The 15,825-nt window shown below is 69.4% G+C and carries 13 protein-coding genes; 2 read left to right on the top strand and 11 right to left on the bottom strand.

The window, feature by feature from the left end; translation table 11 throughout:
* Positions 1-229: 229 nt before the first annotated feature.
* From BOX17_RS14090 to BOX17_RS14070, 5 genes are all read right to left on the bottom strand, one after another.
* Positions 230-730 carry a LabA-like NYN domain-containing protein gene (locus BOX17_RS14090; RefSeq protein ID WP_071945586.1) on the bottom strand — a complete coding sequence of 167 codons (501 nt, stop codon included), beginning with the start codon at positions 728-730 and terminating at the stop codon, positions 230-232.
* Positions 724-1,185: a DUF6586 family protein gene (locus BOX17_RS14085; protein WP_071945584.1), complete on the bottom strand. Its 462-nt coding sequence runs from the start codon at positions 1,183-1,185 to the stop codon at positions 724-726. Before BOX17_RS14085 ends, BOX17_RS14090 begins: the two co-directional genes overlap by 7 nt.
* On the bottom strand, positions 1,182-3,818 hold the full coding sequence (gene topA, locus BOX17_RS14080; protein WP_071945582.1) for a type I DNA topoisomerase: 2,637 nt from the start codon (positions 3,816-3,818) through the stop codon (positions 1,182-1,184). Before topA ends, BOX17_RS14085 begins: the two co-directional genes overlap by 4 nt.
* Positions 3,819-4,064: 246 nt before the next feature.
* On the bottom strand, positions 4,065-6,782 hold the full coding sequence (locus tag BOX17_RS14075) for a DUF3141 domain-containing protein (protein ID WP_083582177.1): 2,718 nt from the start codon (positions 6,780-6,782) through the stop codon (positions 4,065-4,067).
* 119 nt (positions 6,783-6,901) lie between these two features.
* Positions 6,902-7,810, bottom strand: coding sequence for an acetyl-CoA carboxylase biotin carboxylase subunit family protein (locus tag BOX17_RS14070; RefSeq protein ID WP_071945580.1), 909 nt, complete (start codon positions 7,808-7,810; stop codon positions 6,902-6,904).
* Positions 7,811-7,920: 110 nt separating this feature from the next.
* On the opposite strand from BOX17_RS14070, the gene BOX17_RS14065 reads away from it, so the two are divergent.
* A complete protein-coding gene (locus tag BOX17_RS14065) occupies positions 7,921-8,907 on the top strand; it encodes a LysR family transcriptional regulator (RefSeq protein WP_071945578.1) in 987 nt (328 codons plus the stop codon).
* Between the two features lie 193 nt (positions 8,908-9,100).
* The gene (gene lipA, locus BOX17_RS14060; protein ID WP_071945576.1) at positions 9,101-10,153 is read left to right on the top strand and encodes a lipoyl synthase; all 1,053 of its coding nucleotides are present in this window, start codon (positions 9,101-9,103) and stop codon (positions 10,151-10,153) included.
* A gap of 106 nt (positions 10,154-10,259) precedes the next feature.
* Here the strand turns inward: lipA and lipB are convergent, their stop codons facing one another.
* From lipB to rodA, 6 genes are all read right to left on the bottom strand, one after another.
* The gene (gene lipB / locus BOX17_RS14055) at positions 10,260-10,928 is read right to left on the bottom strand and encodes a lipoyl(octanoyl) transferase LipB (protein WP_071945574.1); all 669 of its coding nucleotides are present in this window, start codon (positions 10,926-10,928) and stop codon (positions 10,260-10,262) included.
* Positions 10,928-11,239 (bottom strand): YbeD family protein, encoded by a 312-nt coding sequence (locus BOX17_RS14050; protein WP_071945572.1) that lies wholly within the window; start codon positions 11,237-11,239, stop codon positions 10,928-10,930. Before BOX17_RS14050 ends, lipB begins: the two co-directional genes overlap by 1 nt.
* A gap of 154 nt (positions 11,240-11,393) precedes the next feature.
* A complete protein-coding gene (locus BOX17_RS14045; RefSeq protein ID WP_071945570.1) occupies positions 11,394-12,596 on the bottom strand; it encodes a D-alanyl-D-alanine carboxypeptidase family protein in 1,203 nt (400 codons plus the stop codon).
* Positions 12,597-12,648: 52 nt separating this feature from the next.
* Positions 12,649-13,569: a septal ring lytic transglycosylase RlpA family protein gene (locus BOX17_RS14040; RefSeq protein WP_071945568.1), complete on the bottom strand. Its 921-nt coding sequence runs from the start codon at positions 13,567-13,569 to the stop codon at positions 12,649-12,651.
* A complete protein-coding gene (mltB, locus tag BOX17_RS14035) occupies positions 13,566-14,633 on the bottom strand; it encodes a lytic murein transglycosylase B (protein ID WP_071945566.1) in 1,068 nt (355 codons plus the stop codon). Before mltB ends, BOX17_RS14040 begins: the two co-directional genes overlap by 4 nt.
* 29 nt (positions 14,634-14,662) lie before the next feature.
* Positions 14,663-15,823 (bottom strand): rod shape-determining protein RodA, encoded by a 1,161-nt coding sequence (rodA, locus tag BOX17_RS14030; protein WP_071945564.1) that lies wholly within the window; start codon positions 15,821-15,823, stop codon positions 14,663-14,665.
* Between the last annotated feature and the right edge of the window lie 2 nt (positions 15,824-15,825).

The following is a 15,825-nucleotide window of genomic DNA, read 5'->3' as shown; positions in this document are numbered from 1 at the left end:
CGTGAAAGGGGCGCGATTGTACCGGTTATCGCCGCCGCCCACACCCGCGCAACCTGAACTATGAGGTAACCGCAGATAGCAGCATCGCTAGGGGCTTATCCGGCGGCACGCCTACGAGGAGGCGCTGTAAACCCATCCCTGGGCGCTACCGACGCCATCCATGGCGTACGACCTCCTCTCCGACCTGCCCCCGGCGCCCCTAGCTCAAGTCAATTTCATTGATCAGTCTCTAGAGCAACAGCTCCCCTTCGATGGGCACGAAATGGCTGGCCGCGCGGATCAGCGAGTCGGCGGTGAGTCGCTCCACGCCGACCACCTCCACCGTCACGCCGTGGCGCTCGCGCATCCGCTCCACCAGCAGGTCGAAGTCACCGTCGCCGGAGACCAGCACCACCCGGTCGACCAGGGGCGCGGCCTCCATGGCGTCCAGGGCGATGCCCACGTCCCAGTCGCCCTTGGCGGATCCGTCACTGCGCTGGATATAGGGCTTTAGCTTCACCTCGAAGCCGATGCCTCGCAGGATGTCCTGGAACTGGCGCTGCTTGGGGTCTCCGCGGTCGATCGCATAGGCGTTGGCCACACACACCTCCCGGCCGGCGGCGAAGCTGGCCCAGAAGGCGTGGTAGTTGAAATGCCGACCGAAGGCCTGGCGCGTCGTGTAGTAGACGTTCTGCACGTCGACCAGGAGCGCGACGCGCTCCCGGTCGGCTTGCCGGGACGCCGCTACCACTCCTCGCTGGTCTCGCGCAGCGCGGCGATCTCGCGCTTGGCCTCGCGCACGCACTCGCTGAGCTCGTCGGCCAGCGACGGGGACCCCCCCACGGCGATGACGCCCGGGTTGCTGCGGCGACGGCGGGCCACGCCGTCGCTGCCATGCAGCGCCTCGAGCCTCGCGAGCAAGCCCGACAGCCAGCTGTCGGGCCGGCCTGCCAGTTCGCGCAGGCGTTGCAGCTCGGCAATGCCGGCCCCTTGCGGGCCGAGCAGCTCACGCCAGTCGTGGCGCTCCAGATGGGCGTGCTCGGTGACCTCGCGCAGCAGCGACTCCAGGGTCAGCTCGAGCAGAGCCAGGCACCCCTCTTCCGCCGCCATGCGACGCGCCTCGGCATGCTCGTCGTCCCCGCCGGGCAGGCCGAGCAGCAGCTCAGCCTGGTAGAGCAGCTGATTGGTGCGGGATCGCGGGGTCACTTGCGCTTGTCCTCGACGTGCCAGTTGCCGTTGTCGTAGGTGGCCTTCCAGCCGGTGGCCTTGCCGTCCTCATCGGTCATCACGAACTGCTCCTTCGCCTTGCGGGAGAAGCGGATCTGCGCCGGTCGGCCATCCGGATCCTCGCTGGGCGCGGTCAGGATATAGCGGTACTTCTCGGGCAACTCCTCGGCGTGCGCCTTGAGCTCCTTGACCAGCGGCGGGCGGGTCTCGCGGTTCTTGGGGAACTTGCTGGCCGCCAGGAAGAGGCCGCTGGCGCCGTCGCGCAGCACATAGTGGTCATCGACCTTCTGGCACTCGAGTTCCGGCATGGGGATGGGGTCCATCTTGGGCGGCGCCACCTCGCCGCTTCTGAGCAGCTTGCGGGTGTTCTTGCACTCGCTGTTGGTGCAGCCGAAATACTTGCCGAAGCGGCCGGTCTTGAGCTGCATCTCGCTGCCGCACTTGTCGCACTCGATGGTCGGCCCGTCGTAGCCCTTGATGCGGAACTTGCCCTTCTCGATCTCGTATCCGTCGCAATCCGGGCTGTTGCCGCAGATGTGCAGCTTGCGCGTCTCGTCGATCAGGTAGCTGTCCATGGCGGTGCCGCACTTGGGGCAACGGTGCTTGGCGCGCAGCGCATCGGTCTCGGCGTCCTCTCCCGCATCGGCCGCGACCGCCTCGTCGCCGGGCAGCAGATCGATGGTGGTCTTGCAGCGCTCCTTGGGCGGCAGGTTGTAGCCGGAACAGCCCAGGAAGACGCCGGTGGAGGCGGTGCGGATCTGCATCTTGCGCCCGCAGGTCGGGCAGTCGATGTCGGTGGGCACCGGCTGGTTGGGCCGCATGCCCTCCTCGCTCTCGGCCACGGAGAGTTCCTTGTGGAACTCGTCGTAGAAGGCATCGAGCAGTTCCTGCCAGTTGCGCTCGCCCTCGGCCACCTCGTCCAGGCTGTCCTCCATCCGCGCGGTGAAGGAGTAGTCCATCAGGTCGGGGAAGGACTCCTTGAGCCGCTCCGTGACGATGTCGCCGAGCTTCTCGGCATAGAAGCGGCGGTTCTCCAGCTTGACGTAGCCGCGGTCCTGGATGGTGGAGATGATCGCGGCGTAGGTGGAGGGCCGGCCGATGCCACGCTTCTCCAGTTCCTTGACCAGGCTCGCCTCGGTGTAGCGGGGGGGCGGCTTGGTGAAGTGCTGCTGGGGGTCGAGGCGCTCGAGGGACATGGGCGTGCCCTCGGCGAGGTCCGGAAGGGACTGGTCCTCGTCCTTGCGCCCCATGGGCTTCATCACTCGGGTATAGCCGTCGAACTTGAGCACGCGCCCCTTGGCCTTGAGCTCGAAGCCGTCGGCCTCCACGGTCAGGGTGCTGGAGAGGTACTCGGCGGGGGTCATCTGGCAGGCCACGAACTGGCGCCAGATCAGCTCGTAGAGTCGCTCGGCGTCGCGCTCCATGCCGGCGAGGTCGGTCGCCCGGCGACCGACCTCCGAGGGACGAATCGCCTCGTGTGCCTCCTGGGCGCCCTCCTTGCTGGAGTAGCGATTGGGCGCCTCGGGCAGGTAGCGCGCACCAAACTCCTCGCCGATGAACTCCCGCACGTTCTCCACCGCGTCCTTCGAGAGGTTGGTGGAGTCGGTCCGCATATAGGTGATGTAGCCGGCCTCGTAGAGGCGCTGGGCCAGGGTCATGGTCTTCTTCACCGAGAACCCCAGCCGGCCACTGGCCGCCTGCTGCAGCGTCGAGGTGATGAAGGGGGCGTTGGGCTTGGACCGGGTGGGCTTGTCCTCCCGCGCGGTGATCGCGAGGGTCGCCTCGCGCAGTGCCGCGATGCGCTCCAGGGTCTCGGCCTCGGAGGTCGGCCTGAAGGCCTTGCCATCCTGGCGGACGAGCTCGAACCGCACCGGGGTCGGGTCGTCGCCCTCCGGACGCAGGTCGGCGTGGACGTCCCAGAACTCCTCGGGGATGAAGACGTGGATCTCGCGTTCGCGCTCGACGATCAACCGGGTGGCGACCGACTGCACCCGGCCGGCGGAGAGGCCGCGGGCGATCTTGGCCCACAGCAGCGGCGAGAGCATGAAGCCCACCACCCGGTCGAGGAAGCGACGCGCCTGCTGGGCCTCGACCCGGGGGATGTTCAGGTGCCCGGGGGCCTGGAAGGCCTCCTGGATGGCGTTCTTGGTGATCTCGTTGAACACCACCCGCCGGTAGCGTTCCTCGTCGCCGCCGATGGTCTCGCGAAGGTGCCAGGCGATGGCCTCCCCCTCGCGGTCGAGGTCGGTGGCGAGATAGACCGCATCGGCCTTCTCGGCGAGCTTCTTGAGCTCGGCCACCACCTTCTCCTTGCCCGGCAGGATCTCGTAATGCGCCTTCCAGCCATGCTCGGGGTCGATGCCCATGCGCCGGATCAGCTGGTCGTGGGCCTTGCGCTTGCGATGCTCCGCCTTCTCCTCCGGCGACATCTTGCGGGTCTCCGCCGCCTGCCGGGCACGCTCCTTGGGATCCGAGGCCGTCTTGCCCGAGCCGCTGGTCGGCAGGTCACGGATGTGCCCCACGCTCGACTTCACGATGAAGTCGTTGCCGAGATACTTGTTGATCGTCTTCGCCTTGGCCGGCGACTCGACGATGACCAGTGACTTGCCCATAGTGCTCCACTGTGCTGATGGCGCCAGCGTGACGGCTCGCGCCAGACGGTATCGGCCCGCCCTCTGCGGCGGGTGAAAAATGCGCTTACCCTACCCCAGCGATCGGCTTCACGCCAGTCGGCCCCGGCGGGCGACTCCTTGAACCTAGACCGCGTGGCACCCGAACGACAAGGCGAGAACGCCGCCGCCTTCAACGACAACGCCCCCGCCGGGATGGGCGGGGGCGTGCCTTGACGACCGCTCTGGTCAGTTCTTGCCGGACTTGCGCGGCGTCCGACGCCGCGGCGTTCCGGAACCTGACGGCTTGCGCTTGCCGCCGGCCTTGGCCTGCCTCGGCGTCGACGGTGTCGCCGCTGCCTCCGGCGCCTTGGCGGCCTGGGGGGCTTTCTCGGCCGGCCGCGGCTCGGCGGCCGGTTCGCTGGCGGGCTCTGCCGATGCCGGCGCAGCCCCGGTCTCCGCCGTGGGCTCGGCCGATGCCGGCTCCGACGCTGCGGCGGTCTCCGCCGCGGGTTCGGGGGCCGGGCTCGCCTCCGGTGCCTCGGTGACGGGCTCCTGCGGAGCCGCCGTGACCGCCTCGGCCGTCGGGACGTCGGCATCCATGCTGGCGGGGACGTCATCGGCGGCAGTCTGCTCGGAGACCGACGCGTTCGCCGGCTCGGCGGCGGGCAGGGACTCCATCAGGCTCTCCACCTCGCGACGGGCCACCTCTCCGGCCTCGGCCAGGCTGGCGACCCGGGCCTCGGCATCGCGACGGGCCTCCTGCTCCTCCTGGGGCGCGCGCCGGATGGCCTGGCGGAACAGCCCCTTGATGCGTTCGAAGCGCTGTGCCGCATGCTCGCTGAGCTCGCCGCTGGCCGCCAGCACGTGCTCGATGTGCGCGAGGTGGCCGTCGATCTGAGCCGCGCTCTGCCCCTTCAGCAGGGTCGGCAGGCTCTCCAGCGCCGCTTCGCGGTCCTGCTTGAGGATGAAGAACTGCTCGCGCATCAGGTGCTTGAAGTCGGCCAGCTGGATGCCCGGCTCGAGCTCGGCACGCGAAGCGCGCAGCCGCTTGAAGTTGCGCTCGTCGGTGGCCGGCGCCCCGCCGAGGACGTAGATCACCGACCGCATGACCGCCTCATGGCTTCCGCCCTCGGCGATATGCGCCTGGACCTCGGCCCGGCGACGCTCGATGAAGCGGCGATGCTCCGGCTCGGCCCCCGGACGGCGGCGGTGCACATGCGCATCCCCGCCCAGGCCGACCATGGCCTGCAGCATCGGCTGGCCGTAGAAGTCCAGGAAGAAGCGCTCGCTGCTGCTGTCACGCAGGTCGCGCCAGGCGTTCAGGCCGCGCGTGACCTGATCGGACATGATGCCCTCCACGGCACGGAAGACGTTGTCCTCGTGGACCGGGTGGCGGTCGGCCCGCACCTTCTCGGCGAGCACCGGCACGGCGGTCATCAGCGGGTTGCGGTCGGACAGCAGGCGATAGCCCATGCGGCTGGGGTGCATGCGCCGCATCCACTTCGCCGACTCCGGCGTGGCGATGGCCTGGATCCAGGGCTGCACGAATTGCCGATAGAGCCCCAGGTTGATCTCGGAGATCCGCGCCACCGCGGCGAAGCGGGTGTCATCCTCCGGCCGATGCTGGACATCGCGGTCGAGCTCCTCGATGGTGCGCGGCGTGAACTCCAGCAGGTAGTCGCGCTCGATCAGCTCGGCGTCCTCCCGCTCGGCCGCGCTGGAGACGGTGGTCTCGTAGAGGCCAGGCGGCAAGACGTCGATGTAGTCCATGTTGGCGGTGAACTCGGCATGCTCCTTGCGGGAGACGCTGCCGGACACGAAGATGCCCAGGTGGCCAGTGGTGTCATGCACGCAATAGACGATGGTCTGTTCGTTGGCGATGACGTCCTCGACCCCCTCGTAGAGGTCGCGCACCCAGCCCAGCGCCTGGGGCGGCGGCGTGATGTCGTCACCGCGCGAACAGAACACCACCACCGGGGAGCGCACGTTGCGCAGGTCGATGCGGCGCCCGTCGGAGGTCACCAGCTGGGCGGTGGAGAGGCGGTTGCCGACGAAGAGGTTGTCGACGATGTACTGGATCTCGTCACCGCCGAGCACCACGTGGCCGCCCCACCAGCGCTCGAACTCCAGGTAGCGGTCGGCCTCGGTGTCGACCTGCGAGTAGAGCCGATACTGCTTGCTCCACCAGGTGTTGGCCGGGTTGAGGCGCTCGAAGTTCTGCACCAGCCAGGCGCCATCGAACAGCCCGGCCCCCAGGTCGCTGAACAGCGAGGTCATCCAGCTGCCGCCGGTCAAGCCGCCGGTATAACGCATCGGCGCCTTGCCGCGCTCGCCGGCCCAGTAGGAAAGCGGCGAGCCGGCGATCAGCAGCGGACCGAACAACTCGGGCTCCAGGGCCGCGGCCATCATGATCTGCCAGCCGGCCTGGCAGTTGCCGACCACCATGGGCTTCTCCGAGGTCTCGGGATGACGCTCGATGACGTGGCGCAGGAAGGCGACCTCGGCCTCCACCACGTCCTCGACGGTCTGTCCCGGGACCGGATAGGGCAGGAAGCCGATGAAGTAGCAGGGGTGCCCGGCGCGCAGGGCGACGCCGATCTCGCTGTCGGGCTTGAACCCGCCGATGCCCGGGCCGTGGCCGGCACGCGGGTCCACCACCACGAAGGGACGGGCCTGCAGGTCGATCTCCACCCCCTCGGGAGGCAGGATGCGCAGCAGCTCGTAATTCACCGGACGCGGGAGGTCCCGGCCATCCACCAGTACCTCGGCATCGAAGCCGAGGACATTGGGCTTGGTCTTCTCGATGTGCTCGAGATACTGGTTGCCCCGCTGGCGCATGACGTCCATGAAGAGCACGCTGCGTTCCAGGGTGTCTCGCCAGTAGTCACAGGCCGCGCGTCCGAAACCGAACGGATCCATGAAGGGCAGCACGCTGGCTGCAGGAGTCGGTATCAGGGGATTCATTATCAGCTCCAGGGTTGCTCGGTGCCGGGATACCCGAGGCACCGATGCATGAAAACGGGCTTTGCTGCAATGCAATATAGCGCATCAGAGCGTGCGCTGCGAGGATCTTGTGCCGGCGCTCAGGGCAGGCGTGCCGCCGCCTCCCGCGCGCCGAGCAGCTCCACCAGGGCCCGGCGCCCGCGTCGCCAGGCCACCTCGGGGCGACGCCCCCAGGCCAGCAGGCCGGCCTCGCCATCCTCGGCGAGACGGTCCAGCCGAAGCCCCGGACCGCCGCTGAAGCAGGCCTCCCTCGGCAGGGGGAATCGCCACAGCAGGGCATGCCCTCTGGCCTCGAGCATCGCCTGTCGCTGCCGGAGCGGCTCGCCCGCGGCAAGCCGGAGCTGTTCGACCAGGGGATCGAGGCCGATGAGCGCCTCGTCGAGGGCCTCGGTGCCGACTAGGCCCGGCGACAGGCCCTCGACGCCGATGCGATTGCCGGCCACCCGGAAGCTGACCACCACCAGGCCGACGAGTCCCAGGCCGGACACCCCCTGCACCGCCAGCCGCCCAAGGTAGCAGCGCTGTTCGGGCGTCAGCCAGGGGACCGGCGACAGCGCCAGTCCGGGCCAGGGGACATGGTGCACGCCCAGGTGCACGACGCGGCCCCGGGCGTCGGCCAGCACCGCGACCCGCACCTGGCGGCCCTCCTCCTCGCCGGAGGAGAGCGGCAGACCCGAGGCGCGCATCCGCTGACGCACGGCCGCCCGATCGACCATGGCCGTCAGCAGGGCCGTGCCGGGGGCGATCAGGCGCAGCCCGGCCCGACCACAGGCCTCGTCGAGCGCCACCTGGTCCTCGGCGCCGGCCTTGCCCGGATGCAGGGCGTCGCACCCCAGGGCCCGTGCCCGGGCCACCAGGGCCTCGGGCTCCCCCTCGGCCAGGCAGGCCTGGATGCCGAGCTCGTCGCAGGCCTGCTGCAGGCGCAGGCCCACCAGCCCTCCGGCGGCGACCAGCAGGCGCGACAGCGGACGCTCAGAGGGCCGCGACATGGCGAGCCCCCGGCACGGCGGGTAGCGATGGAAGGCCACAATCAAGCGGTGCTAGCATGTCGTCAGACCCTCAGGGACCGACACGCGTGCCGCCGGCGGACCGATCGACCATGACCACCCCCAAACTGCTCAACCGCCTGACGTTTCGCCAGCTGCAGGTCTTTCGCGCCGTCTATGAGCAGCACTCCTATTCCCGTGCGGCCGAGGCCCTGGGGCTGACCCAGCCCGCCGTGAGCGCCCAGATCCGCCAGCTCGAGCAGGCCATCGGCCAGCCGTTGTTCAAGTACGCCGGACGCACCCTGCACCTGCTGCCCGCCGCCGATGCCCTGGCCGCCTCGACCCGGGCGATCTTCGGGCAGGTCTCGCGCCTGCAGATGACACTCTCCGACATGGACGGGACCATCAGCGGCGAGCTCAACCTCGCCGCGGTGTCCACGGCCCAGTATGTGGTGCCCCACCTGCTGGCCCGCTTCCGCGCCCACTATCCCTATGTCCAGGTGCGCCTGCGGGTGTGCAACCGCAGCCAGGCACTGGTGCGGCTCGCCGAGCGGCGCGACGACCTGGTGATCATGGCGCGCGTCCCCGAGGATGACGAGCTCACGTTCATGCCGATCCTCGATAACGAGATGATTCCCGTGGTCTGGCCGGGCCATCCCCTGCTCGATGCCGACCGGCCCACCCTGGAGGACTTCGCGCGCCACTACGTGCTGATGCGCGAGCCTGGCTCCGGGGTGCGCAGCGCCTTCGAGGAGCGGGCCGCCGAACAGGACGTGACCCTGTCCCACGCCATCGAGCTGGGCACCAACGAGGCGGTCAAGCAGGGTGTGATGGCGCAGCTGGGGGTCGCCGTGCTGCCCCGCCTCGCCGTCCGGCTGGAGATCGAGGCGGGCCTGCTGGCGCCCCTCGACCTGCCGGGCTTCCCGCTGCGTCATTCCTGGTGCACGGTTCACCCGAGGGACCACTTCCCCACCCCGGTCACCGAGTTGTTCCTGCGCTTCGTGCGCGACCACCTCGACGAGCTCCACGAGCACTTCGCCGCGCCCCCCAGCCCGATGCCGAGCCACGGCGTCGACTGCCTGCCGGTGACGGCCTACTGACGGCCGCCTCAAAGGGCGTCGGGTCGCGGTCCAGGTGTCCAGGAGAGTGGTGCCTGTGGTACTTTATCAGCTTGAGAACCACGTATCATTCGACGTGCCAGGCTGCCTGGAAACGCCGATCGACGCGCGCCCGGTGGACCCGCTGCAGCGCCGTCCCGGTGAAGACAGCCGGCGAGCAGAGAGGCTCACAGCTATGAGCGACACCCCCTCCCAACGTGTCTCCAGCGGCGAGAAATACCGCAACGACCATGGCACGGCAGCCATCAAGGACGGCATGAAGGTCCGTCGGCAGGTCGAGGAAGGCGGCGCCACGGGCCGCAAGCCGAAGTGGCTGCGCGCCCAGATCCCCGGAGGCGAACGCTTCGAGGCGGTCAAGAAGAACGTGGACACCCATCGGCTGAGCACCGTCTGCGCCGAATCCCACTGCCCCAACCAGGGGGAATGCTGGAGCAACGGCACCGCGACCATCATGCTGATGGGCTCGGTCTGCACCCGCGCCTGTCGCTTCTGTGCCGTGGACACCGGCAACCCCAGGGGCTGGCTGGACGCCGAGGAGCCGGAGAACACCGCCCGGTCCGTGGAGCTGATGGGGCTGCGCTACATCGTGCTGACCTCCGTGGACCGCGACGACCTGCCCGACGGCGGCGCCACCCACTATGCCGACTGCATCCGGGCCATCAAGGCCCGCACCCCCGAGGTGGTCGTCGAGGCGCTGACCCCGGATTTCGACGCCGAGCCCTCGGCGATCGAACGGGTGGTGGACTCGGGCCTCGAGGTCTTCGCCCAGAACGTCGAGACCGTGGAGCGGCTGACCGGGCGGGTGCGCGATCCGCGGGCCGGCTACCGCAAGACCCTGGACGTGCTGGCCCACGCCAAGCGCCATCGCCCCGAGGTCATCACCAAGACCAGCCTGATGCTGGGCCTCGGCGAGACCGAGGAGGAGATACTGGCGACCTTCGACGACCTGCGCGCCATCGGCGTGGACATCGTCACCCTGGGGCAGTACCTGCGCCCCACGCGCAACCACCTGCCCGTGGAGCGCTGGGTCACCCCGGAGGAGTTCGAGCGCTATCGCGTGCTGGGCCTGGAAAAGGGCTTCATGGAGGTGCCGTCCGGCCCCCTGGTGCGCTCCAGCTACCGGGCCGATCGGGTCTTCGAGAAGAACAACCTCGGCCTGGCGGCTCCCGCCGAGGTGCCCGGCCAGGCGCCCGATCCGAACCGCATCGACGCCGTCAACGTCGGCTGAACGCCGGCGGAGCGCCCGACAGAAGACGCCCCCATCGCTTGCGCGGTGGGGGCGTCTCGTCTTGTGCGGGGGAGGCCGGGGTCGTGGACGACGAGCGTCGAACCGGCTAGGCGGTGGCGGACCGGCTCGGGTCGCCCTCGGCGAGTTCGCGGCCCAGCTCGCGGGCCAGGCAGCGGGCCAGCGCCAGGCCGGCCGCCTCCGCCGAGGGAGCGTCGTCGACCAGGTCGGCGAGGCGCGTCATGGCCAGGCCGGCATAGCCGCAGGGGTTGATCCGCTGGAAGGGCGAGAGGTCGCCGTCGATGTTGAGGGCCACCCCGTGGAAGCTGGCACCGCGGCGGATCCTGAGCCCCAGGGAGGCGATCTTGGCCTCTCCCACGTAGACCCCGGGCGCATCGGGACGGGCATGGGCCTCGACTCCATGCACGGCCAGCAGGGCGATCACCGCCTGCTCCAGGGCGCTGACCAGGTCGCGAACCCCCAGGCGGGCGCGTCGCACGTCGAGCAGCGGGTAGAGCACCACCTGGCCGGGCCCGTGATAGGTCACCTGGCCACCCCGGTCAGTGGCAACCACCGGGATGTCGCCGGGCATCAGCAGGTGCTCGGGCTTGCCGGCCTGCCCCTGGGTGAAGACCGGTTCGTGCTCCACCAGCCAGAACTGGTCGGGTGTCCCGGCATCACGGCCATCGGTCAGGTCCCGCATGGCCTGCCAGACGGGGGTGTAGGACCGGCGCCCCAGGCGATGCAACTCGATCGGCGCCGTGCTGTCGAGCGTCATCACACCACCATGTGCACGCGGCCGGTGGCCTTGAGCTCGTCGAAGAGGGCCTTGAGCTGCACCTCTCCCGTGGCACGGATCGTCAGGCGGACCGACTGGAAGCGACCGTTGCGGCTCGGGACCACCTGGATGCCGACGGCGTCGAAGCCGGGGTCGTGACGGACGACGATCTGGCAGACCGTGGCGGCAAAGTCATCGGCGGCGTCGCCGACGACCTTGATGGGATAGTCGCAGGGGAAAGTGATCTTCGGCGACCTGCCGCCCGCCCGGGGACCGGGCTTGCGAAGATCGCGCAGGGAATTGTCGTTCATGCGCGCGTCCGGCTGGAGAGTATGCCCCCATTCTACTCAAGGCGAGGGCCGCGACCAACCTGGCAGCCCCGAGGGCGCCACCTCAGACGCGCCGTCCCGGAGAGCGCCCTCACTCCCGCGGCCCTGTCCGAGGGAAGAGGACGCCCGGGCCCGATCAGTCGAACCAGCCACCGATCAGGTTGGTGAAGAACCGCTGCACCTGGTCGATCAGCCGCTTGAAGAAGCCGCCCTCCTCGATGCCTTCCAGGGCGACCAGCGGGCGTTCGCCGACCACCTCGTCCCCCTGGCGCACCTCCATGGTGCCCACCCTGTCGCCGGCCGCGATGGGCGCGGTCAGGTCACTCTGGATGTCGAGCTTGGCAGTGAGCTCTCCGTCGCGGGCCCGGGGCACCGTCATGACGACGTTGCTGTCGACGCCGACCCGCAGCTCGTTCTTGTCGCCGCCCCAGACCCGAGGCGTGTTGAGCACGGCGCCGGCGTCGTAGAGCTTCAGCGTCTCGTAGTAGCGGAAGCCGAAGCTCAGCAGCTTCTGGGATTCCTGGGCGCGAGCCTCGTCGGAATCGGTGCCCATGACCACGGAGATGAGCCGCATGTCGTCACGCTCGGCGGACGCGACCAGGCAGTAGCCGGCGGCCTCGGTCCAACCAGTCTTCAGGCCGTCGACGCTGGCGTCGCGCCACAGCAGGCGATTGCGGTTGGGCTGCTCGATGCCGCCGTAGGTGAACTCCTTCTGGCGATAGATCCGGTAGTGGTCCGGATAGTCGTTGATGATGTGCTGGGAGAGCAGCGCCAGGTCACGGGCCGAGGAGTAGTGGTTGTCGTCGGGCAGCCCGGTGGCGTTGATGAAGTTGGTGTTGTGCATGCCCAGGCGGGTCGCATGCTGGTTCATCAGGTCGGCGAAGGGGCGCTCGCCACCGGCCAGGTATTCGGCCATGGCCACGCTGGCATCGTTGCCGGAGACGATGATGATGCCGTGCAGCAGCTCGCTGACCGGCACCTGCTCGCCGACCTCGATGAACATCTTCGAGCCGCCCGTCCGCCAGGCCTTCTCGCTGATCGGCACCAGGTCGGCGGAGGTGATGTTGCCCTGGTCGAGCTCACGCTCCACGAGGTAGGCCGTCATCAGCTTGGTCAGGCTGGCGGGCGAGAGCCGCTCGTCGGCATTGTGCTCGGCCAGGACCCGGCCGCTGTCGGCATCCATCAGGATCCAGGAGCTGGCGGCCAGCTGAGGCGGCGACGGAATCATGGTCTGCGGCGCGGGAATCACCTGGGCCGAGGCCTGTGACGCGACCAGCAGCAGGCTGGCCAGCAGGAACGGCAGCAGCCGGCAGCGGCGGAGGAAAGACGTGGATCTCATGGCAAGGGTTCTCATCGGGTGCATAGCGGGGATTCGGTAAGGGGACGCCGACTCAGTCGGCATCGTTGACGATGAAGGCCTGGGCGAAGCCGGCCCGGCGCAACTGTTCGCGGACCGGCTCCACCTGGCCCGCCGGATCCAGCGGGCCGACCTGGACACGGTAAAGGCCCGTGGCGCTGGCCACGCGCACGGGCCGGGCGATCTCCTCCTCGAGGCGGGACTGCAGGGCCCGTGCCCCTTCCGCGGAGCCCAGGGCGGCCACCTGCAGGAAGACGCCGCCCGGAGCGGCCTCCGCCGCCACCGGGGAGGATGTCACGCCGGGCGCCTCGACCCGCTCGGACGCGTCGCTGGCGGCCTGGCGCCCGGCGCTGCCGTTCTCGGCGATCCAGCGCTCCACGTCGATGGCCTCCACCCTCACCCGGCCGGTCCCTCGCTTCAGGATGCCCAGACGGGCGGCCGCCGCATAGGAGAGATCGATCTCGCGCTCGCTGTGGAAGGGGCCACGATCATTGACCCGGACGATCGCCGAGCGACCGTTGTCGAGACTGGTGACCCGGACGAAGCTCGGCAGCGGCAAGGAGCGATGGGCGGCGCTCATCTTGTACATGTCGTAGATCTCGCCGTTGGACGTCGCATAGCCGTGAAACTTCTCGCCGTACCAGGAGGCCCGGCCGTCACGACGGTACCCGCTGGCATCCGCCATGACCTCGTAACGCTTGCCCCATACCTCGTAGGGGGACTTGTTGCCGCCCCGGGAGCGTGGTTCGCGTTGCGGCACCGCGTCGGGCACCCGGGCGACGTCCGGGGGATCCTCGGGATAGGCATCCCCGGCCAGCGCATATCGCTCCCCGCCGCCGGTGGCCGTCGGGGTCGACCCGGCCGTCTCGCCGGTGGAGGGCCGCGGGCCGCCACCGCTGGCGGCACAGCCGGCCAGCAGGAGCAGCACGCCGAGGGCAACCAGGGTGCGTGTCATGAGGCCTCCTCCGGGGTGGTGTCCGTGGCCTCGAGCCAGTCAGGCTCGCGGCCCCGCGCCTCGGCGATCGCCTCGGCCAGCTCGATCACAGCCATGGCATAGAGGTGGCTGTGGTTATAGCGGGTGATCACGTAAAAGTTGTGCTCGCCGAGCACGTAGCGCCACCGATCCTCCCCCTCCTCCAGCGCCACCGGCAGCAGGCGATGGTCGTCGTCCAGCACATCCGGGACCTCGAGACCCGCCGCGGCGACTTCCGCGGCCGGCACCGCGGGCGGACGCGCGGCGCGATTGAACTCGATGCCGTCGGGCGGCACGGCAGGCCCCTCGGCCTCGTGATAGAGGGGTTCCTCCGGGCGCCAGCCATGTTCGGCGAAGTAGTTGGCCACGCTGCCGATGGCATCCACCGGGTTGTCCCACAGGTCGCGCAGGCCGTCATCGTCGAAGTCCACCGCAAAGGCACGATAGCTGGTCGGGATGAACTGCGGATAGCCCATGGCCCCGGCGTAGGAGCCCATCAGGCTGCCGGGGGCCCGTCCCTGCCGGAAGGCGATCTCCAGGAAGGCCGCCAGTTCCCCCCGGAAGAAGCGGCCCCGGCTGGGGTGATGGAAGGCCAGGGTCGACAGGGAGTCCAGGACACGGTGGCGACCGGTCACCTCGCCGTAGCGGGTCTCGACGCCGAGGATGGCGGCGATCACCTCCGCCGGCACGCCGAACTCGGCCCGGGCACGCTCGAAGGCCGCCCGGTGGGCCTCGATGAAGGCCACCCCGTTGGCGATGCGCGGGGCGTCGAGGAAGATGTTCCGATACTCGTGCCAGGTCAGGCGACGTTCGGCGGCCCCCGCCATGGCATCGAGCACCGGCTGGCGGAACTCGGCCTCGGCCAGGGCGTCCTCGAGCCAGTCGCGGTCGATCCCCCGGCCGGCGAGCTCCTCCACCAGCTGCCGCGCCTCGGCGTGGCGCTGCGGATCGAAGTCGGCCGCCGGCAGGCTGGAGGTGCCGCATGCCAGCAGCAGCCCCCCGAACCAGGCCATCCAGCGTTTTCCCTGTGGTAACGACACCGTCATCGCAGCTCTCCCTGAGTCGTGTCGGCTGCCTATCGCGGCAACAGGCGGCGGTGGGCATTCACGGCCATGAGAATACCGAAACCCGCCATCAAGGTCACGCTGGAGGTCCCGCCATAGCTGACCAGAGGCAGCGGGACGCCGACCACCGGCAGGATCCCGCTGACCATGCCCACGTTGACGAAGACGTAGATGAAGAAGGTCAGGATGATGCTTCCCGCCACCAGCCGACCGAAGGTCTCCTGGGCGGCCCCGGCGAGCCACAGCCCCCGCCCGACGATCAGCAGGTAGAGCAGCAGGAAGGCCAGCATCCCCACCAGCCCGAACTCCTCGCCCAGCACTGCCACGATGAAGTCGGTATGGCGTTCGGGCAGGAACTCCAGCTGGGACTGGGTGCCCTGCAGCCACCCCTTGCCCCAGAAGCCGCCGCTGCCGATGGCGGTGGTCGACTGGATGATGTTCCAGCCAGCACCCAGCGGGTCGCTCTCCGGGTCGAGGAAGGTCAGCACGCGCTGGCGCTGGTAGTCGTGGAGGTTCATCCACAGCAGCGGCAACGCCGCCGCCGCCAGCGCACCGCAGAACAGGATGAAGCGCCAGGAGAGCCCGGCCAGCACCACCACGAGCACCCCCGCCGTCGCCACCAGCAGCGAGGTGCCGAGATCGGGCTGCCGGGCGATCAGCGCCACGGGCAGGCCGATGATCACCGCACAGACGACGAGGTCACGCCAGCGCGGAGGAAGGACCTGGCGGCTCAGCCAGGCGGCCACCATCATCGGCATGGCCAGCTTCATCAGCTCGGAGGGCTGGAAACGGATCACCCCGGGAATCACCAGCCAGCGCTGGGCGCCCATGCCCATGTCGCCGATCAGCTCCACCGCCACCAGCATGGCCACCCCCGCCAGATAGACCAGGGGCGTCCAGCGCAGCAGGGTCGTCGGCGACAGCTGGGCGAGCCCGGCCATCACCACCAGGGCCACGCCGAAGCGGATGGCCTGGGCGGTGACCACCGTCATGCGCTGGCCGCTGGCGCTGTAGAGCACCACCAGGCCCGCCAGCATCAGCACCAGCAGCATGCCGAGCAGCCAGGGATCGAGATGGACCCGCTCCCAGACGCTGCGGCGGCGGGCGATGCCGCTCAACGAGGGTTTCACGGGGTAGCGACGCAGGCCCCGTGTCAGTTCACTCCAGATCATCG

The organism is Halomonas aestuarii (assembly GCF_001886615.1).
Lineage (GTDB): Bacteria > Pseudomonadota > Gammaproteobacteria > Pseudomonadales > Halomonadaceae > Halomonas > Halomonas aestuarii.
Note: the sequence above shows the minus strand (reverse complement) of the source record. Positions and strands in the feature narration are given on the sequence as shown.